The following is a 19923-nucleotide window of genomic DNA, read 5'->3' as shown; positions in this document are numbered from 1 at the left end:
TTACTTCTTCGCAGCCGGAGCAGCAGCTTCAGCCGTCTCAGTCTTGCCCTTCTTCGCGACCTCAGGCTCAGTCGGAGCAGCTTCCACAACCTCAGCCGGAGCCTCTTCCTTGACGATCCCGACGTGCGCAACTGTCGCATTCTCATCCGCAAGGAACTTGATGCTGCCTGAGTGAGGAAGATCCGAAACGTGGATCAGACCATGCAGAGGCATGTTCGTCACATCGACATCGAGGTGGCTCGGAATGTCTGCCGGCAAGCACTCAATCTCGACCTCACGCATAACGTGCTCGAGGATTCCGCCATGGTTCTTCACGCCATCAGGAATTCCAACCAGCTGGATCGGCACGGAGACGCGCATTGCCTTGTCCATCGCGATCCGCTTCAGATCGATGTGCAGCAGCTTGCCCTTGATCGGCTCATGCTGCCAGTCCACAATCATCGCCTTCGTTCCCGCGCCGCCCTCGATCGTCAGATCGAAGATCGTGTTGTGGCCCGACTCCGAGTGCAGAATCTTCGTGATGACCTTGGGGTCGACTGTGACCGCCACAGGCTCCTGCCCCGCGCCATAGACGACCGCGGGAATCTTGCCCGCGACGCGAACGCGGCGAGCCGCATTCTTGTTGAACTTACCCTCGCGAGGAGTCGCGACCACTGCCTCTACTGCCGTTGATGCTGCCATTGTCCTTCATCCTTTCGGGCACAAGGTTGAGCCTTGCTCCCTTTACTGATTCCCGGTCCCGCTGCTAACTGAACAGCGTGCTAACACTGGTCTCCATGTGAATGCTCTCGATCGCCCTGCCCAGAAGCCCGGCAATGGAAAGCACCTTAATCTTTCCCACCTTCGCTGCATCTTCCTGCAGCGGGATGGTGTTCGTCACGACCACCTGCTCCAGCCGTGAGTTCATAATCCGCTCCACCGCCGGGCCCGAGAGCACAGGATGCGTTGCGCACGCATAAACCTTTGCCGCGCCCTGTTCCAGCAGCGCATCCGCCGTCTTCACCAGCGTTCCGGCGGTGTCGATAATGTCGTCGAGGATCAGACACGTCCGGCCCTCTACATCGCCGATGACGTTCATCACCTCGGTCACATTAATGTCGGTCCGTCGCTTATCCACGATGGCCAACGGTACTTCCAGCTTCTTGGCGAAGAATCTCGCCCGCTCCACGCCTCCCGCATCCGGCGAGACCACCGTCAGGTTCGGAAGGTTCATCTCCCGGAAGTAGCTCACCAGCACCGGGCTGGCGAACAGATGATCCACCGGAATATCGAAGAACCCCTGGATCTGTGCTGCGTGCAGATCCACCAGCAGAGCCCGGTTCGCACCGGCCCTCTCCAGAAGGTCTGCCACCAGCTTCGACGTGATCGCCACCCTCGGTCGGTCCTTGCGGTCCTGCCTCGCGTAGCCGTAATACGGAATCACAACCGTGATGCGCCCGGCGGATGCGCGCTTCAGCGCGTCGATCATGATCAGCAGCTCCATGAGGTGCTGATCCACCGGCCAACACGTAGGCTGCACGACAAAAACGTCCACTCCGCGGACGTTCTCCAGCAGCTGAAAGTGAACCTCGCCGTCGGAGAATCTCTGCAACCGGGTCTCGCCCAGCGGCACACCGACGAACTTGCAGATCTCCTCAGCCAGAGGCTGATTCGAAGATCCGCAGAAGATCTTGAAGCGCTTTGGCTCGGGAATCCGTCCCGCGCGCTTCGGGCTTGTTTTGGCCTGTCCGCCGGGCTGACCCTGCGCGGAGCTGGCTGGCACAGGCTGGGAGATCGTCTCCGTCTCCTCAACCTGCACTATAGGGGAAAGAACTGCAGTCGTGTTTTGTTCGCTCACGTTGAAACCCTCCAGGTTGGTTGACCTTGGTTAGTTCCTGCTGCTTCGTCTACCAGGGCCTTGTTGCGGCCCCGTACTTCCAAAAATCCTTGTTGCGAATCCTCGAAAAACCTAAGACTTCTCTTCCTTCAAACCTCGACTCTGTGCTCCCGGCCGTTTCTTCTTTTTATTGTCTGCGGCCGGCAGAACTTGCGTCGTTCAACTCTTTCGCGGCAAGTTGTTGCCGCCTGAGAACCCTAAACCTTGCTCCTCGCATTCGACGAACGACTTTTTTGGTTGGGCGACTAGGATTCGAACCTAGACAAAGTGCGTCAAAGGCACTTGACCTACCGTTAGTCGATCGCCCAGCAAACGGCCGTGGTTCGTTTCACCCGGCCGGGTCACCCTGCGAACATTCTCGTCCAGTAATCCCGGCGAGGCAAGGTCTTCGTAATCAGAGCCTTGGTCCCTGCCTCCTGGACGCGCCGTTGAGCCGCTCGTGCATCCGCCTCGGACCGGTAAAGTCCAAACAGAGCCGAACCCGAACCCGAGAGCGCAGCATAAAGCGCAGACTCCGAGCCGGTACCCATCAATTGACGCTTGATTTCACGCAAGGAGGGATAAGCAGGAAAGACGACCCGTTCAAAGTCGTTTTCAACCCCGGTGCGGACAAGCGAGAGAAGGGTATTCTCCGCCAGATCATCCACTTGGCCGCTCTGAGACTTGTCAGAACCTCCCTGCTTGTTTCCAGGGTTCGAGCCACGGATAATACCGGAAGTGCCTAGCTCCGCATACAGAGATGCGTAAGCGAGACTCAACTCATCTAGTCTATCGGGCTTATCCCCACGAGTCAACCCAGCCTGTCCAGCGACCGATCCTCGCTTTGTTAAGGGCACGGCTTCAGCCGTGCCACTACCATCCCCATCAAACGAAGGGGCTTTAGCCCCTGAGGTACCAGCCACCAGCGCATCCCAGTCCCGAAAAGCCTGCGGAGTCGAAACCCCAACCTCCGGAACCGCTACCACGCAGAAAACACTGGGCATATCCGGCAGAGGAACCACCATCTCCCCGCGCCCAAGCCCCAGCACCGACCCTCCAAGCAAGAAAAGCGGCACATCCGACCCCACCTCACCCGCCAGCCGCAGTCGCTCGGCTCCGGCCAAGCCTCCTGAATCCGGCCCCACCCCCAACTCCCGCTCCAGCCCGATCAGTGCCGCCGCCGCATTCGCGCTCCCGGCCCCCATCCCACCCTGCACCGGAAGCCGCTTCTCTATATAGATAGAGACCTCAGCCGCCAATCCCAGCCGCTCCAGCCCCCGCTCGACCATCTTCCACGCGGTATTCCGCCCATCCACAGGAACCCGCGCATCATTCGTAGTCAGCGAAATCTTTGTAGCCCCCGCCCGCCGAGCCTCGACCGTCACCACATCATGCAGCTCCAGCGTCTGGTAGACGGTCGTCAGCCCATGAAACCCATCCGGCCGCACCGGCCCAATCGCCAACCCCAGGTTGACCTTCGAATACGAACGAACATGCGTAGACATAGACACCTATTTTAGGTGTCAAACAGGTCTTGGAACGAAGCTTTACCGGTTCGATCTGAGTTATCCCCTGTCCCGCCCTCACCACATTCGCCGACCAGCACATGGTAGTAAACCGTAAGACGTGCACTGTACCCTTGTCACCGTACTGAGCGTGCTCTGTTACGCGGGAGTCGAACCCGTAGGCCTCGGCTCTTCGAAGCCACCATGAGTGCCAGCTTTACCCCTGGCAGGGCTTGTGCTCACTTCGACGAACGAAGTTACCAACTGCCTCAGATCAAATCCGTCTTCCAGTTCAACTCCTGCAATCGCGTATCAACATCGCGAAATTGCTTTGCGAGTTGATCCACCTGCTTTTGCAATTGACCAATCGGTACGGTTGCAACAAACTTCACCTCCGACTTCGAATACCGATCCTGGCGTGTGCTAGCTGCATCGGCAATTCCAGTAAGCAAATCCCTCTTTTTACCGAGAACATCCCTGGTCGCAATCGCATCCGAAATCGTCTGCGTGTCATTGAAGGCCGTCCTCGCGTTCGTTCGATTGATCGCACTCACTAACTCCAGCAGGCGGCCAAACACACGCTCGATTTCCACCAACAGCTCCGCTGTATCTTCCGCCGGAGCTTCACCCTCTTGAACTCGTGCCGACCTGATGAGACGCTTCTTCAACTCTTCCAACCGAATCTGGCAGTCGCTGCGTTCTGCAAGCGCTTCAGCTAATTTCAATTTCGACCTCCTGAGACTCGGCCAGTCTAATGTATAAACGCATTCAGCCTGAATATTTCAGAATATCTGGAAGTTCACCACAACATACATCTCAACCGTGACCGGCTTCCCATTCTCCATCGCCGGCTTGAACCGATACTGCTTCACCGCCTCAATCGCCCTCTCATCCAGTCCCAATCCCATCCCGTGAACCACACGCACGTGCGTCGGCTTCCCATGCTCATCCACCCATAAGTAGACCGACACATCTCCCGACACTTTCGCCTTCCGCGCCTCCTCCGAGAACTCCGGCTCAACCAAGTACAGCACCTCAGGCGCAGTGACCGATCCGCCCACATGCCGTAGCCCGCCCCCTGTATTTCCGCCTGTGCCCGGCCCAATCCCCGGACCATCCCCCGGCCCAATCCCCGTACCCCGTCCATCGCCCATCGACGCACCCACGATCGGCGAGTTCGGCAATCCCAGGTTCGGCAGCATATTGTCCGCGAGCTTCAGGTCCTTCTGCACCACAACACTCGGTTCTATTGCTATCTTTGGCGCAATCTTCGGCGGCTGCATCGGCGGAACAATTTGCTCCTGCTCTAGCTTCGGGAGACGCCCCTTGCTCACCGGAGTTTCCCCATGCTGCCCCCCTCCCCCTCCCATCTGCTGTGCAGCCTTCGCGACAATACGCAACACTGGAGCATCCATCAGCGGAGTCACGCTCCGTACCGGATCCGTTTCACGAATCTGCGCTCGCACTACGAACCCTATAAGAAGAATCGCCATCGCATGTGCGCCTAACGCGTAAGCTGTCGACGAGTAGTTCCGCTCAACAGCCATCCGGTTAATCACTGGCACCTCCCGCGACTCCAGCACCAGTGGCGGCAATCTGTCAGGAGCGATCAACTCGCGCAGCCCACGCCAAAGCGAAGCGACGACGTTCTCCTCCTTAATTCCTCCTGCCAATAGCAACGAGTCAGCCAGAGCATCCTGACCTACTTCTAAAGCGCTCCACCGTCGCGTCAACCTCTGCTCCAGACCTTCCATCGGATCAGGATTCGCAACCTCGCACAGCACCGTATTTAGCAGCTCATCGAATTCGATCTGATCATTCATCGTTGCAACTCCCTCATGGCCTCAAACCTCTTCCGTAGCTCCGCCTTCGCTCGCATCACCCTCGTCCGCACCGTCCCCTCAGGAATCCCCATCACCACAGCCACCTCAACCGAGGTCATCTCTTCAATCGCGCTCAGCACCAGCGGCCTTCGCAAATCCTCCGGCAGCCGATCGATCATCTGCCGCAACAACTCCCGCTCATCGCCGCTCGCAGCTAACTCTTCAGGGCTCTCATCCAGCGAAGCAATCTCCACCTCCGCGACATCGCGATCACCTTCACCACACCGCGGCAACTTATCCAGCGCTACCCGCCAAACCGTCCGCGCCAGAAACGCCCTCTCGTCCTCCATCCGCCGCCATCCACCACCGCGATGCAGCTTCAGAAAGGCCTCCTGCACCGCATCTTCGGCGTCATGCGAATTGCGCAACAGGCTATACGCCACCCGAAACATCCGTCGCGCATTCCGCCCCACCAGCGCGGCAAACTCCTCCACAGCGGCCATCTCTTCATCCTTCACAGCCAGCCGCTCCCTCTGCGCATGCCGCGTCCACTCTGCCGCTATATCCATTCCGCCTCGTCCCACTCACCCTCTAAGACCTTTCCCGCTGCGAAACTGTTCACTTTTTTTCATCTCAGCGCCACCGAACGGCGACCTATGTGGAAAATCCGCTGTCAAGCCCCCAGAAACCCCAGGTCTCCGTAGATTTCTCCATAACCCGCAGAATCCAAATGACTTCCTCAAGAAAAATAAACCCGTCGAATGTGGCAGTTAGTTTCGTCTGACTCGGTACAATTAAAGAAGCAGCAAAAGAAGCCCCGAGACAACCCTTCGGGGCTTCCTCTTTTAAATCAATACTTTGGCTGAAGTACACATGCCTCATCTAATGGAATCAATACTTTAGCAGCCATATTTTAGTGAAGTCCAGATCTAAGTTATGTAAATTGAATACTTTGCGCAAAAACAGGTAGGAGGGGAGGAGGTACACCACGACAGCACAGGCACGGAAAAATCGAATCCAAGCTATGCTGGCCTCAGCACCCCGCTCAATCCAGGCCCGGAGTAATTCTTGCGTCCAGCGACCCTTCGCACCTCTGTCTCCCTCCTCACCTTCACCACCCTCCTCGCCTCCGCGCAGGCCCAGCAGCCCAACGTCGAACCCACCCGCGCCCCGCACGCGATGGTCGTCTCCATCCACCACTCCGCCTCGGACGCCGGAGTCGAGATTCTCAAGCAGGGCGGCAACGCCGTCGACGCAGCCGTCGCCGTACACTTCGCCCTCGCCGTCGTCTATCCCTTCGCCGGCAATCTTGGCGGAGGCGGCTTCATGCTCATCCGCGAAAAGCACGGCCCCCATGGATTCAAGACGCACTTCCTCGACTACCGCGAGAAGGCCCCCGCCGCCGCCACCCGCGACATGTACCTCGACGCCGAGGGCAACGTCGTCTCCGGCATGTCGCTCGTCGGCTACAAGGCCAGCGGAGTCCCCGGCTCGGTCGCCGGCCTCGCCTACGCGCAGAAGCACTTCGGCAAGCTCACCCTCGCCCAGGACATGGCGCCCGCCATCCGCCTCGCCACCGAAGGCTTCGTCCTCTCTGCAGCCGAGGCCCGCAACCTGCAGAGCAAGAACATGACGCTCTTCCCCACCTCCGCCAAAATCTTCCAGCGGGACGGCGACTTCTACCGGGAGGGCGACACCTTCAAGCAGCCCGAGCTCGCCGCCACCCTCACCCGCATCTCCAAAGACCCCGGCGAGTTCTACCACGGCGCCATGGCCCATCAGATCGCCGACTTCGAGAAGGCCGGCGGAGGCCTCATCACCGCCGAAGACCTCGCCGCCTACCAGGTCAAGGAGCGCAAGCCCATCCGCGGCAAGTACCACGGCTACGACCTCATCACCGCGCCGCCGCCCTCCTCCGGCGGAATCATCCTCGTCGAGATCCTCAACATCCTCTCCGGCTACGACCTCAAGAAGCTTGGCCCCGGAGGCTCAGAATCAACAGACCGCAGCGCCGCGCAGGTCCACATCATCACCGAAGCCTTCCGCCGAGCCTACATGGACCGCGGCGACTACCTCGGCGACCCCGACTTCAATACTCTCCCCCTGAAGCAGATGGCGAACATGAAGTACGCCGCCGCCTGGCGAAGCTCCATCGACCCCACCAAGCCCACGCCCTCGGCCTCGCTCGTCCGCCCCGCCGGCTTCATGCCTCCGCCGCCTCAAGCCACGGTAGTAAAAGAGTCCACCGAGACCACACACTTCTCCATCGTGGATAAAGATGGCAACGCCGTCTCCAGCACCACTACCCTCAACGGCGGCTTCGGCTCCGGAGTCACCATCGAAGGCCTCGGCTTCCTCATGAACAACGAGATGGACGACTTCACCTCGAAGGTCGGCGAGCCCAACGTCTACGGCCTCATCCAGAGCTCTGCCAACTCCATCGCTCCCGGCAAGCGCCCGCTCTCCGCCATGACCCCCACCATCATCACCACGCACGGAAACTGGCTCAAGCACGGCAAGCTCGCCTACGTCATGGGAACTCCCGGCGGCTCGACGATCATCACTACGGTTGCCAACGACATCATCAGCACCATCGACAACGGCCTCAACATCCAGCAGGCCGCCGACGCCCCGCGCTTCCACCACCAGTACCTTCCCGACCGCCTCGACCTCGAGAAGAAGTTCCCCGTCCCACCCGCCGAAGCGCTCGCCGCCATGGGCTACACCATCAACCGCCTCGCCGTAGCCGACGAGAAGAACCCCGGAGTCTGGGGAGACAGCGAACTCATCGCCGTAGACCCCAAGACCCACGAACTCCTCGGAGGCCACGACTCCCGCCGCAGCTACGGCAAAGCCGCAGGCTACTAGCCCGGGCCACGAGACTCAAACCAGCCAAGCGCCGGGTGCCCATCTTCGGCGCGGCCTCATCGCGCCTAAGGTGGGTTCGCAGGATGCACAGGTACGCGAGCGTGCCTTCTCCATCTCATCGACCGCAGGGATGCGCCTCTTCCGAACTTTCTGTACTATCACCTGAACAACGAGCACTGCACCCGGCCATCCCCAGGAGGTCCACCGTCATGCAGAGCACGACCCGCCGCCGCTTCCTCCTCACCACCAGCGCCGCCCTCGCCACAACCACACTTCGCAACACTCCCGCCTTCGCCGCACCGCGCGCCACACCCGCTCCATCACCCGACGAAGTCCTTCGCCTCCTCCAGGAAGGCAACGGCCGCTTCGTCGCCGGAGCCATCACCCACCCCGGCCGCACCCCCGCTGACTTCAAGCCTCTCGCCGCCGGCCAGGCCCCCATCGCCACCATCATCGGCTGCGCCGACTCCCGCGTCCCTCCCGAGATCCTCTTCGACCTCGGCGTCGGCGATCTCTTCGTCGTCCGCGTCGCCGGAAACTACGTCTCGGGCGCCGGAGCCTCCGTCAAAGGCTCCGTCGAATACGCCGTCGCCGAACTCGGCGTCTCCCTCATCCTCGTCCTCGGCCACTCCCAGTGCGGAGCCGTCAAAGCCGCCATCCAGCACCTCCACGATAAGGACGCGCTCCCCGGAGCCATCAACGACCTCGTCAACACCATCAAGCCCGCCGTCCTCGAGAGCGAACACCTCCCCGGCGACCCGCTCGACAACGCCATCCGCGCCAACGTCCGCCGAGGCGTCGAGCGCCTCAACACCCTCCAGCCCGTCATCGCCCCCGCCATCAAATCCGGAAAACTCAAAGTAGCCGGAGCCGTCTACGACCTCTCCACGGGCAAGGTGGAAGTGCTCTAACCAAGACTGCCGCCGCAATAACCATCAACACCGCGACCCTCTCGCGCTAAGCTGGTTGCGCGTGAACGCCACCCCAAACAGCACGGCAGGGCCGCCGCCGAACCACCGCCCCGACGGCGACACGCTATGGCAACGCAACAACTGACCCCGCGCTCTCAACAACCTCCGCGAACCTATATCCTTCTAAGCAACTCAGCAAATGGAGAACCTCGCCTCTTGAATCGCCTCATCCTCTCCGGCATCCTCATGGCAGTCCTCTCGCCTGCGACCCTTCCCGCCCAAACCACCTTCACCAACACCCTCCTCCCCCAGCCCGCGCACCTCACCGCCAGCTCCGGACGCCTTCCTTGGACCACCTCCATCACCATCGCCATCCCGCATCACCGCAGCGCCCGCCTCGAAGCCGCGCTCGACCGCACCCTCGACCAGATCCAGGAGCAGACCGGCATCGCCAAGCCCACCATCACCACCGGTGAAGCCACCCTCACCCTCGACGTCGACGGCCCCGGCCAACCCGTCCAGTCCCTCGACGAGGACGAGTCCTACACCCTCACCGTCACTCCCACCTCCGCCACCCTCCACGCTGTCACCACCATCGGAGCCATCCGCGCTCTAACCACTCTCCAGCAATTAATCCAATCCGACGGCCACACGCAGTTCCTCCCCGCCGTCCAGATCGAAGACTCCCCGCGCTTCCGCTGGCGAGGCCTCATGATCGACGTCGGCCGCCACTTCGAACCCGTCGACGTCATCAAGCGCAATCTCGACGCCATGGCCGCTGTCAAGCTCAACGTTTTCCACTGGCACCTTACCGAGGATCAAGGCTTCCGCATCCAGAGCAAGCTCTACCCGATGCTCACTGGCCGCGGTTCCGACAAACTCTTCTACACCCAGGCACAGGCCCGCGAAATCATTGCCTACGCCCGCGCCCGCGGAATCCGCGTCGTCCCCGAGTTCGACATCCCCGGCCACACCCGCTCCTGGTTCGTCGGCTACCCCGAGCTCGCCTCTGCGCACGGCCCTTACACGATCCGCCGCGAGTTCGGAATCGACGACGCCGCCATGGACCCCACCCGCGAGTCCACCTACCAGTTCCTCGACAAGTTCCTCGGCGAGATGGCCACCCTCTTCCCCGACCCCTACATGCACGTCGGCGGCGACGAGTCCAACGGCCAGCAGTGGAAGCGCAACCCGCGCATCCGCGCCTTCATGCGCGCCCACCAGCTCTCCGACACCGCCGCGCTCCAGACCTACTTCAGCCAGCGCGTCCTCAAGATTCTTCAGAAGCACCACAAGCACATGGTGGGCTGGGACGAGATCCTCAATCCCCAACTCCCCCCCGACGCCGTCATCCAGTCCTGGCGCGGTCAGGACTCACTCTTCGAAGCGGCGAAAGAAGGTCACCAGGCCATCCTCTCCCAGCCCTACTACCTCGACGGCATGAAGTCCGCCGAGACTCACTACCTCTCCGACCCCATCCCCGCCGCCTCCGGCCTCACGCCTGAGCAGGCGAAGCTCATCCTCGGCGGCGAAGCCTGCATGTGGGGCGAGCACGTCAACTCCCTCTCCATCGACTCCCGCATCTGGCCCCGCACCGCCGCCATCGCCGAGCGCCTCTGGTCCCCGCAGTCCGTCACTGACGTCGACGACATGTACCGCCGCCTCGACATCGAGTCCGTGCGCCTTGAAGCCCTCGGCCTCACCCACATCTCCCACGCCGGAACCGCCCTCCGCGATCTCGCGGGAAGCCCCAGCATCGAAGCCCTCTACGTCTTCGCCGGCGTCCTCGAACCCGTCAGCTTCGGCGAGCGCTACGACCAGCAGCACACCACTCAGCTCACCCCGCTGAACAACCTCGTCGACGCCGTGCGCCCCGACCCACCCTCGCGCCACCGCTTCGCCATCCTGGTCCTGCAGTTCCTCCAGCTCCCGTCCAACCCCGGCCCCCGCACCGCGCTGGCTGAAACCTTCCGCTCCTGGCTCGCCGCCGTCCCCACCGTCGAGGCCCAGATGAACACCTCACCGCGCCTCGCCGAAGCCCGCCCTCGAGCCGAGCAGCTCGCCGCCCTCGCCAACACCGGCCTCGAGGCCCTCAACTACATCTCCAGCGGATCCAAACCACCTGCCGACTGGAAGCAGACCAAACTGGCCCAGATCGAAGCCGCCGAGAAGCCGCAGTCCATCGTCCGCTTCCCCTTCCTCCCGGCCCTCACCGACCTCGTCAAAGCCGTCCCCGACAAATGACCAGGTTTCGCAAGATTCTCGGGTGCTGGGGTGCCAAAGAATCCCGCCTCCCAGCCACCTCAATCCTCTGTCGTTGCCTTCCCCACAGCCGGGTGCTCCATCTTCGGCGCGCTGTGCTCCATCTTCGGCGCACACGACGCACAAATACCTTATCCTTCGCAGCTTATGGCGAAGGTTGGGACGTACAGAACTTCAACGTGAGTTCGCAGGATGCGCAGTGTGGGCCAACCGTCACCCTGCCTGGCGCATCCCCAGCTCGGCCCCCACGCCTGCGGAAGGCCTGCGTTCAGTCAGCGGTTCAGCCCTGCTCCGGCAGTATTCACATTCGGAGCGGTGCACCGAGATGCACCCTTCGACTCGAAGAATCTCCGCGTTCGCACGCAACGGTTCGCGGCCATCCATAGACATGGCGACGAGACAGTCGCGGCGCCGGCGGGCCTCGACCAGCTGGTTTACAAGCCGATCCATCTGTGGGCATGGATTTTCAAACATAAAGCCCCGCACGATCGCTGCCGTGCTCTGCCAGAACGCTGCAAACTCACAAGAGGCATCAGTGTGTTGCGGAAAAACGCAGGAACCAACACTCAGTGAAAAAAGGGAGCGCCGACAGCAAGTTTCAAGAAACCTTACATCAAAAGATGCCAGGTACGCGGAAATGGATGCCGCCGGATGCCCCACAAACCTGCTCATGGCTGCCCTGTTCGCAGCCTCTGCCTTCTCTCTTCCTCGCTGGAGCGTTACCCTCTACAAAACATTCAGCTCCGGAGCAAACAGGGCCTCAAAGTGCGCCCGGCAGGCCCAGATCAGAAACACCTCAAGCACCGCCGCAAACAGCCCCGGCCCGATTCCCGCGGGATAGAACGTAATGTGGAACAGCAGGATGACGACAATAATCGGCCCCAGAAGAACCAACCCGATCGGCACAAACCTGCCGATCAGCAGCAACGTTCCGCCAACGATATACAGCACGCCGAAGAACGTAAACCACCCATGCTGAAACATCAGCCCCAGCAGCGCACCGCCATCGCCCGTCGGCGCTGCCATGTGGATAAAGTTCAGATAGACATTCAGCCCGAAGACGACAAACATCAGGCCCAGCAGAAACCGCGCAATCAGAATCGCGATCTTCACAGCCGCACCCCCTCACAGCAGCGGTCTCACAGCTCGCCACAGTTCGCACGAAACGGAAACCGTTGAGTGCGTTGAGTATATCCCCACGGACTTCAGAGCCCTTACTGGTGGTTGATCTTCGGAGCAAACAAAGCCTGGAAGTGCGCCCGGCAGGCATAGATCAGGAAGACCTCCAGCGCCGCGCAGAACAGCCCCATACCAATGCTCGCGGGTGCAAAAGTAATGTGGAACATGAGGATAACGACGAGGATCGGCCCCAGCAGCACCAGCCCGATCGGCACAAACCGGCCGACCAGCAGCAACAGGCCTCCAACCACATACAGCAATCCGATGAAGTAGAACCAACCGTGCTTGAACATCAGCCCCAGCAGTGCGCCGGCGTCTCCCGGCGGAAGCTGCATAGGCATGAAGGGTCGAAAAACATTGAGGCCGAAGACGACAAACAGAAGGCCAAGCAGAATCCGGGCAATCAGCACAGCGATCTTCATTTGACAGGCTCCTCCGCAGCTCGTGGAATCGCAAACAGCCTCGCTCAGTTGCACAAGACCGAGGTCGTTATTTACGGTCGAGTAAGTATATGTCCAATCCAGTCAATCCATCGGTGCTTTTATCACTCCCCGGACGAGTCGCCCTCATCACCGGAGGCTCGCGCGGCATCGGAGCCGCCGCCGTCCGCCTCTTCCGCCAGGCCGGAGCCAAAGTTGCCTTCAGCTACCTCACGCACAAAGCCAAAGCCCACGCCCTCGCAGCCGAATGCGGAGGCGACGAGAACTGCATCGCCCTCCGCCAGGAACTCGCCACCGCCGAGGACGGCCAGGCCCTCGTCGCTGCCACCATCGCCGCCTTCGGACGCCTCGACTGCCTCATCGTCAACCACGGCATCTGGCCGCCGCACGACCAGCCCATCGCATCGATGACCGCCGCGCAATGGCGCACAACTCTCGGCGTCAATCTCGACAGCGTATTCGGCCTCGTCCAGTCGGCCGTCGCCCAGATGCAGCAGCAACCGCAACTCGACGGGGCAAACGCCAGAGGCCATATCGTCCTTGTAAGCTCTACCGCCGGCCAGCGCGGCGAGGCCTTCCACGCCGACTACGCCGCCAGCAAAGGAGCCCTCATCTCCCTCACCAAGAGCCTCTCCAGCGAGCTCGCCCCGAAGGGAATCCTCGCCAACTGCGTCGCTCCTGGCTGGGTCCGCACCGACATGTCCGCCGCAGCCTTCCAGCACCCGGAGACGTCCAAGAAGGTGCTGGCCGCCATCCCCCTCGGCCGCCCCGCGCGCCCCGAGGAGATCGCCGGCCCCATACTGTTTCTCTGCACCCCGCTCGCCGGCTTCATCTCCGGCGAGATCTTCAACGTCAACGGCGGAGCCGTACTGGTAGGCTGACAACGCAGGGAGCGGAGGCGCACGAATCCGAAGAAGCCTACGAATCCGAAGAAGCGTACAAGTCGGAGGGAGCGCACGAATCGGAGGGAGCGCAGGGCTTCAGCCCTGCGAAAATCCCGGCGAAGGCAGAAGGGCTTTAGCCCCGGTCACGCGCCACAACCCCTGAAGTCTAAAGGAGCAACAACCCGGAATGAAGCGACCCGTTCTTTGCCTGCTCATTCTCTGCGCGCTCGCCCCATCACGCGCCCACGCGCAGGCCAGCAGCATCCCCAGTGCCCAGCCCACGCAGCCTTCCGGAACCGACGAGCAGCGCGGCCGCGCCATACTCAACGAGATGGTCGACGCCCTCGGAGGCCCCGCCTGGCGCGAGCGACACGACATGCAGGCCGCCGGACGCACCGCCAGCTTCTTCCACAACCAACCCAACGGCACCATCATCGAGTTCGACTACTGGCGCCGCTACCCCAACTACGGCCAGACCGACGCCGAGCGTTACGGATTCCTCACCGACAAAAGCATGATCTTCCCCGGGAAAAAGATCGACGTCGTCCAGATCTGGACCCGCGCCAACGGCTACGAAGTCACCTTCAAGGGCCGCACCGAGCTTCCCAAAGACCAGGTCGAAGACTACGAGCGCCGCAAGGCCCACTCCGTCGATGCCATCATCAACACCTGGCTCAAGACGCCCGGCGTCATGGTTCTCTCCGAAGGCACCTCGATGGTCATGCGCCGCATCGCCGACAAGGTCACCGTCCTCAGCCCCAACAACGACGCCGTCACCCTCGAGATCGACGCCAGCACCCACCTCCCGCTCCGCCGCACCTTCCAGTGGCGCAACGTCACCTTCAAGGACTACGACGAAGACGTCGAAGAGTACGACGACTACCACACCGTCGACGGCCTTCCCACCGCCTACACCCTCACCCGCTACCACAACGGCGACATGGTCAACCAGCGCTTCTACACCAAGGTCCACTACAACCTCGGAATCCCCAACGACATGTTCGATCCCGACCACGTCATTGTGAAGAAAAAATAGCCCCGGCTGGCGGTTTATACTCAGGTTTGCTATGAGCGAATCGCCCACCACCCTCGCTGCCGCGCCGGAAACCGCGCCCGAGACGAAGAAGACGATGGACATCATCGAGATCATGTCCATCCTGCCGCACCGCTATCCCTTCCTCCTCATCGACCGTGTCGTCGAGATCGAGCGCAAGCAGCGCATCGTCGCGATCAAAAACGTCACGTTCAACGAGCCCCACTTCCAGGGCCACTTCCCCGACTATCCCATCATGCCCGGCGTCCTGATGGTCGAAGCCATCGCGCAGGCCGGCGGCGCGCTTCTCCTCACCGAGATCCCTGACCGCGACTCCAAGCTGATGGTCTTCACGAAGATCGAAAACGCCAGCTTCCGCCGCCCCGTCACTCCGGGCGACCAGCTCCGCATCGAGGTCAGCGTACTCAACTGGCGCACCCGCGCCGTGCGCATGCAGGGCAACATCACCGTCGACGGCAAGCTCGTCTGCGACGCCATCGTGATGTGCCAGGTCGTCCCGCGCGTCGCACCGAAGCCCGCAGCCTCTGCCTCCGAGGCCGTGCCCGAGTGAGCATTCACCCGACAGCGATCATAGCGCCCGGAGCACAGATCCCCGAAAGCTGCAGCATCGGCCCCTGGTGCACCATCGGCCCCAACGTCATCCTCGGTGAAGAGTGCGAGCTGGTCTCGCACGTCGTCCTCGACGGCCACCTCACGATGGGAAGCCACAACCGCGTCTTCTCCTTCGCCTGCCTCGGAGTCGCCCCGCAGGACCTGAAGTACAAGGGCGAGCCCACGCGCCTCGAGATCGGCGACAGGAACGACATCCGCGAGTACGTTACCATCTCGCGCGGTACCACAGGCGGTGGGGGAATCACGCGAGTGGGAAGCGGTTGTCTCATCATGGCCTACACGCACATCGGCCACGACTCTCAAATCGGCGACGGCTGCATCCTCGCCAACGGAGCCACGCTCGCTGGCCACGTCACCGTCGAAGACTACGCCGTCATCGGCGCGCTCAACCCCATCCACCAGTTCTGCACCATCGGCAAGTACGCCTACATCGGCGGCGGAACCACCATCACGCAGGACGTCCTCCCCTACTCGCTGACCTCGATCGAGCGCAACAACCACGCCTACGGCATCAACAAGGTCGGCCTCGAGCGCCGAGGCTTCACTCCGGAAGAACTGAAGCAGCTTCGCGCCGCCTACCGCCTTCTGCAGCACTCCAAGCTCAACACCTCCGAAGCCCTCGCCGCCATCCGCGAGAAGATCGCCTCAGGCGAGTTCGGTGAAAAGGTAGCCTACCTCGCAGACTTCATCGCAAAGAGCGAACGAGGCGTGATCAAATAATCTTCGTCTGAGCGGACCTCTATGACTCCTCTGTCTTTACTCCGTCTCTTCTTCGCGACCCTTCTCATCACGTACAGTTCATTCGCCCAAACAACACCTCCCATACGAGTAGCCATTGTCGGCCTCGTCCACGGACACGTCCAGGGCTTCCTCCACGATCTCTCATCGCACCCGGAGATCACGCTCGTAGGCATCGCCGAACCCGACGCAGCTCTTCGCCAGACCTACATCAACCGCACGCATCTTCCCGAGAAACTCTTCTTCTCCAGCGAAGCGGAGGTGCTCAAGAGCACGCACCCGCAGGCCATCCTCGTCTACACCTCCATTGCCGGGCACCGCGCTGCCATTGAGCAGGCGGCTCCATTGCATATCGCCGCCATGGTCGAGAAGCCTCTCGCTACTACCTACGAGGACGCGCTCGCCATCCAGCACCTCTCCGAGCAGTATCACGTCCCCGTCCTCACCAACTACGAGACCACGTGGTACGCCTCCAACACCGCCGCTTACGACATCCTCGCCAGCGGCAAGATCGGCGACCTGCGCAAGCTCGTCGTCCACGACGGCCACCGCGGCCCCAAGGAGATCGGCGTCGGCCCCGAGTTCCTCTCCTGGCTCACCGACCCGAAACAAAACGGCGGAGGCGCACTCTTCGACTTCGGCTGCTACGGCGTCGACCTCGCCACCTGGTTCATGCACGGTGAGCTGCCTCTTACCGTCACCGCCGTCACTCTGCACATCAAACCTGGCGTGTATCCAAATGTCGACGACGACAGCACCATCATCCTCACCTACCCGCACGCCCAGGCCATCATTCAAGGCTCATGGAACTGGCCCTTCGACCGCAAGGATATGGAGGTCTACGGCGCAAAGGGCTTCGTCGACACCGTCTATCTCAACAGCGCGCACGGCGACAACATCCGCCTTCGTCTACCCGGCGAAACCTCTGAGCGCACCGAAACCGCGCCACCACTCACAGCGCCGCACGACAACTCACTCAACTATCTCGCCGCCGTCCTCTCCGGCAAGCTGCAACCGCAACACGACCTAACCTCGCTCGATACAAACGTCACCGTAGTCCGCATCCTCGACGCCGCCCGCCGTTCCGCCCAAACCGGTCGCGCTATCCGTCTTGCTGACGAAGCTGCGGCAAAATATTAACCTGGCGAACATTAGCCTCAATGAACTCCTGAACAAGATTCGCTGCGATCATTCCTCGCCGGCTGTTCAGGTGAGCGCCATCGGTGTGAAAGAGCCACCCATTCATTCGACGCCCGCGCCATTTCCCGGTACATACGACGGGATTGAGAAGCTGTGTACCAATGGGTCGGCATCTCGGCGCCCCACTGCGCGGCTCTTGCTCTTGAGAAGCACTCTCAGTGAGCTGCGATCGCAAAATTCCTTAATTCCGCTATCCATTTGCTGCGACAGGTGGAGTTGAACTCACGTGTGGTGAAAATATCTTGCCATTTTGTACTTGACAAAATTCAGGAAGACAAACGATAGTCTTCAGCGCAGAAAAATACGGACTGTGTAGGTTTTGTAACTGGTTCTAAAGATTGGCGTGCGGTTTGCGCGCCAATCTCGTGGTGAAAATGCTGAGTCGTGAGTCCATCACAGGAGCAAAATACATGATCTTCAAACGGTTCATGGCGGCGGCCGTGGCACTGGCGGCAGTCATCGTCTTCGGCAATCAACGGTCGCAGGCACAGGTCTACAACACAACCTGGAGCGACGAGTTCAACGGAGCCTACGGCTCCCCTAACACCTACAACTGGTTCATGGAGACGGGGAGGGGCAACCCCGCCGGGTGGGGCAATAATGAACTCGAGTACTACTGTCCATACGGCAACAACACATATCCCTGCAGTTCAAGCAACCCCAACGCCTATCAGGACGGCAACGGCAACCTGGTCATCGCAGCCTTCCCCGTGGGCAGCACATACACGTCAGCCCGTATGCGCACGTATCCGAACGTCTCGACACAGTACGGCTTGATCGAGTCTCGCATGCAGTTGCCGTATGGCGACGGACTATGGCCCGCCTTCTGGATGCTCGGCAACTCCATCTTTAGCGGAACGCAGTGGCCGGCGTGCGGCGAAATCGACATCATGGAAAACGTCCCGCAGATGGGCAACAGCACGATCCAGTCCAGCCTGCACGGAGCCAATAACTTCAACACCGGCAACCAGACGCACGTGTCTTCGCCGATCAACAGCGCGTACCACATCTACGGCGCTAACTGGTTCCCGCAGACCGTGCAGTTTTTTGTGGATGATTACACCCATCCGTTCGTCACTCTGACGCCGAGCAGCAGCGGCGGCACATGGGAGTTCGACAACGGCAACTTCTTCCTGCTCTACAACCTCGCGGTTGGCGGTAACTGGCCAAACCCCGGACCGGACGCCAACACTCCATGGCCGGCGACGATGAAGGTGGACTACGTCCGCGTCCGCAAATGGCAGGGCGGCGCGGGCTCGATCAACTCCGGGGCCTGGTACCAGGTCATCAACCAGAACAGCGGTTCCTGCATGGATGACACCGGCTTTGGCACCACAAATGGCACGACGGTGCAGCAGTGGCAGTGCGGCACCGACCAGGTCAACCAGGAGTGGCAACTGGTGCCCACCGACAGCGGCTACTACAAGATCATCAACCGCAACTCCGGCCTGGCGCTCGACGACACGAACTGGTCCACTTCTCCTGGCACCGGCCTGCAACAGTGGGCCTACGGCGGTGGCGCGAACCAGCAGTGGATGCCACAGCAAGTCGGCGCGAACTTCCAGCTTGTGAACCGCTACAGCGGCCTCTGCGTGGATGTGCCCGGAGCATCGACCCAGAACGGTGTGCAGCTCGACCAATACACCTGCAACGGTACGGGCGCACAGATGTTCCAGCTCGTGCAAGAACCGTAATGCTTGTGCGGGCACGGGTCGATGAGCCCGTGCCCCTTTCCTACCTTTCTACGGAACAAATCTACGGAACAAACCTATGCGTTATCGCGTCTCTCTTCCTGTATTCGCTGCCGCCCTCTGCAGCGCGCTCGCCCTCGGCGCGCAAACATCGGACACCCATCGTGCCAGGTCCCAGGGAGCCAAGACCCAGGACGCCGGAGATGTCGCGGATGCGGCACGCGCGCTCGTGCAACAACAAGCTCGAGCGGTGCAGTCAATCGACCGTTTTGAGGTCTCCCATCAGGTGGACATCACGAGCGTCACGCCGCACTACAACCAGACCACCCACGCCTATATAAAGACGTGGGTGCTGCGGCCGGGGCATGTCCGAGCCGAGAGCCAGCAGTACCAGCGCAGCGAAACAATCGTGTCCGACGGCTCAACGACGTGGGTCTACAACGGTGGCGACCGGATGTATTCGAAGCGGGCCGGAGGCGCCCCCGCGGCACTCTTCTCGAACGCCTTCCCGGGGCTGGCGCGGCAGTTGAGCAACGCAAATCTGCCATCGGTGACGACGTCGGCGAAACTCGCGGGAATGGAGCCACTGACGATTGCGGGCCGCAGCTATCCCTGCGACATCGTGGACGTAAAGGTCTTACAGAGCGCCTCGAATGGAACCCTGCACGACAACACGCTGCGCCTTTGGGTCTCGCGAGAGTACAAGGTTCCTCTCAAGGTGGAAGCAACTTTCGTCGGCGCCACTCCGCAAGACAGCAAAAGATATTCCGACTACGTGACGGACTTCGGACCCAACCAGAACATTCCGGCGTCGGTATGGAAATTCGATCCCCCAGCCGATGCGCTGCAGATGGCAGGAACGGCGGAGTGAGCGCGCAACACAAGGCGTAACCGCCGTCAT

The 19923-nt window shown here is 61.2% G+C and carries 18 protein-coding genes and 1 tRNA gene; 10 read left to right on the top strand and 9 right to left on the bottom strand.

The window, feature by feature from the left end:
• The 7 genes from OHL16_RS10940 to OHL16_RS10910 all read right to left on the bottom strand — a co-directional run bounded on the left by OHL16_RS10940 (window position 1) and on the right by OHL16_RS10910 (window position 5752).
• Window positions 1-681 carry a 50S ribosomal protein L25 gene (locus OHL16_RS10940; protein ID WP_263367158.1) on the bottom strand — a complete coding sequence of 227 codons (681 nt, stop codon included), beginning with the start codon at window positions 679-681 and terminating at the stop codon, window positions 1-3.
• 64 nt (window positions 682-745) lie between these two features.
• The gene (locus OHL16_RS10935; RefSeq protein WP_449506062.1) at window positions 746-1774 is read right to left on the bottom strand and encodes a ribose-phosphate diphosphokinase; all 1029 of its coding nucleotides are present in this window, start codon (window positions 1772-1774) and stop codon (window positions 746-748) included.
• A gap of 336 nt (window positions 1775-2110) precedes the next feature.
• A tRNA-Gln gene (locus tag OHL16_RS10930) sits at window positions 2111-2184 on the bottom strand.
• 33 nt (window positions 2185-2217) lie between these two features.
• Window positions 2218-3360 carry a 4-(cytidine 5'-diphospho)-2-C-methyl-D-erythritol kinase gene (locus OHL16_RS10925; RefSeq protein WP_263367157.1) on the bottom strand — a complete coding sequence of 381 codons (1143 nt, stop codon included), beginning with the start codon at window positions 3358-3360 and terminating at the stop codon, window positions 2218-2220.
• A gap of 269 nt (window positions 3361-3629) precedes the next feature.
• A complete protein-coding gene (locus OHL16_RS10920; protein ID WP_263367156.1) occupies window positions 3630-4085 on the bottom strand; it encodes a DIP1984 family protein in 456 nt (151 codons plus the stop codon).
• Between the two features lie 57 nt (window positions 4086-4142).
• Window positions 4143-5183, bottom strand: a complete 1041-nt coding sequence (locus OHL16_RS10915; protein WP_263367155.1) for an energy transducer TonB — start codon at window positions 5181-5183, stop codon at window positions 4143-4145.
• The gene (locus OHL16_RS10910) at window positions 5180-5752 is read right to left on the bottom strand and encodes an RNA polymerase sigma factor (protein ID WP_263367154.1); all 573 of its coding nucleotides are present in this window, start codon (window positions 5750-5752) and stop codon (window positions 5180-5182) included. The genes OHL16_RS10915 and OHL16_RS10910 overlap by 4 nt, the downstream gene beginning before the upstream one ends.
• 499 nt (window positions 5753-6251) lie before the next feature.
• On the opposite strand from OHL16_RS10910, the gene ggt reads away from it, so the two are divergent.
• From ggt to OHL16_RS10895, 3 genes are all read left to right on the top strand, one after another.
• Complete coding sequence (gene ggt, locus OHL16_RS10905; protein WP_263367153.1) at window positions 6252-8051, top strand: gamma-glutamyltransferase; 1800 nt, start codon at window positions 6252-6254, stop codon at window positions 8049-8051.
• A gap of 209 nt (window positions 8052-8260) precedes the next feature.
• Window positions 8261-8962 carry a carbonic anhydrase gene (locus OHL16_RS10900; RefSeq protein ID WP_263367152.1) on the top strand — a complete coding sequence of 234 codons (702 nt, stop codon included), beginning with the start codon at window positions 8261-8263 and terminating at the stop codon, window positions 8960-8962.
• A gap of 216 nt (window positions 8963-9178) precedes the next feature.
• Window positions 9179-11206 (top strand): beta-N-acetylhexosaminidase, encoded by a 2028-nt coding sequence (locus OHL16_RS10895; protein ID WP_263367151.1) that lies wholly within the window; start codon window positions 9179-9181, stop codon window positions 11204-11206.
• Between the two features lie 744 nt (window positions 11207-11950).
• On the opposite strand, the gene OHL16_RS10890 is transcribed toward OHL16_RS10895, so the two are convergent.
• Together OHL16_RS10890 and OHL16_RS10885 are read right to left on the bottom strand one after the other, a co-directional pair.
• A complete protein-coding gene (locus tag OHL16_RS10890; RefSeq protein ID WP_263367150.1) occupies window positions 11951-12337 on the bottom strand; it encodes a DoxX family protein in 387 nt (128 codons plus the stop codon).
• A gap of 101 nt (window positions 12338-12438) precedes the next feature.
• A complete protein-coding gene (locus OHL16_RS10885) occupies window positions 12439-12825 on the bottom strand; it encodes a DoxX family protein (protein ID WP_263367149.1) in 387 nt (128 codons plus the stop codon).
• An 89-nt stretch (window positions 12826-12914) separates the two neighbouring features.
• Here OHL16_RS10885 and OHL16_RS10880 point away from each other — a divergent pair, with 89 nt between their 5' ends.
• The 7 genes from OHL16_RS10880 to OHL16_RS10850 all read left to right on the top strand — a co-directional run bounded on the left by OHL16_RS10880 (window position 12915) and on the right by OHL16_RS10850 (window position 19893).
• Window positions 12915-13724 (top strand): SDR family NAD(P)-dependent oxidoreductase, encoded by an 810-nt coding sequence (locus OHL16_RS10880; protein WP_263367148.1) that lies wholly within the window; start codon window positions 12915-12917, stop codon window positions 13722-13724.
• A 190-nt stretch (window positions 13725-13914) separates the two neighbouring features.
• Window positions 13915-14763 (top strand): hypothetical protein, encoded by an 849-nt coding sequence (locus tag OHL16_RS10875; protein WP_263367147.1) that lies wholly within the window; start codon window positions 13915-13917, stop codon window positions 14761-14763.
• A 31-nt stretch (window positions 14764-14794) separates the two neighbouring features.
• Window positions 14795-15331 carry a 3-hydroxyacyl-ACP dehydratase FabZ gene (gene fabZ, locus OHL16_RS10870; RefSeq protein ID WP_263367146.1) on the top strand — a complete coding sequence of 179 codons (537 nt, stop codon included), beginning with the start codon at window positions 14795-14797 and terminating at the stop codon, window positions 15329-15331.
• Window positions 15328-16113: an acyl-ACP--UDP-N-acetylglucosamine O-acyltransferase gene (gene lpxA, locus OHL16_RS10865; RefSeq protein ID WP_263367145.1), complete on the top strand. Its 786-nt coding sequence runs from the start codon at window positions 15328-15330 to the stop codon at window positions 16111-16113. Before fabZ ends, lpxA begins: the two co-directional genes overlap by 4 nt.
• Window positions 16114-16134: 21 nt before the next feature.
• A complete protein-coding gene (locus tag OHL16_RS10860) occupies window positions 16135-17271 on the top strand; it encodes a Gfo/Idh/MocA family protein (RefSeq protein WP_263367144.1) in 1137 nt (378 codons plus the stop codon).
• Window positions 17272-17741: 470 nt separating this feature from the next.
• On the top strand, window positions 17742-19025 hold the full coding sequence (locus OHL16_RS10855; RefSeq protein WP_263367143.1) for an RICIN domain-containing protein: 1284 nt from the start codon (window positions 17742-17744) through the stop codon (window positions 19023-19025).
• Between the two features lie 76 nt (window positions 19026-19101).
• Entirely contained in the window at window positions 19102-19893 is a 792-nt protein-coding gene (locus OHL16_RS10850; protein ID WP_263367142.1) for a LolA family protein, read from the top strand.
• Window positions 19894-19923 lie beyond the last annotated feature (30 nt).

Source organism: Edaphobacter bradus (assembly GCF_025685645.1).
Lineage (GTDB): Bacteria > Acidobacteriota > Terriglobia > Terriglobales > Acidobacteriaceae > Edaphobacter > Edaphobacter bradus.
Note: the sequence above shows the minus strand (reverse complement) of the source record. Positions and strands in the feature narration are given on the sequence as shown.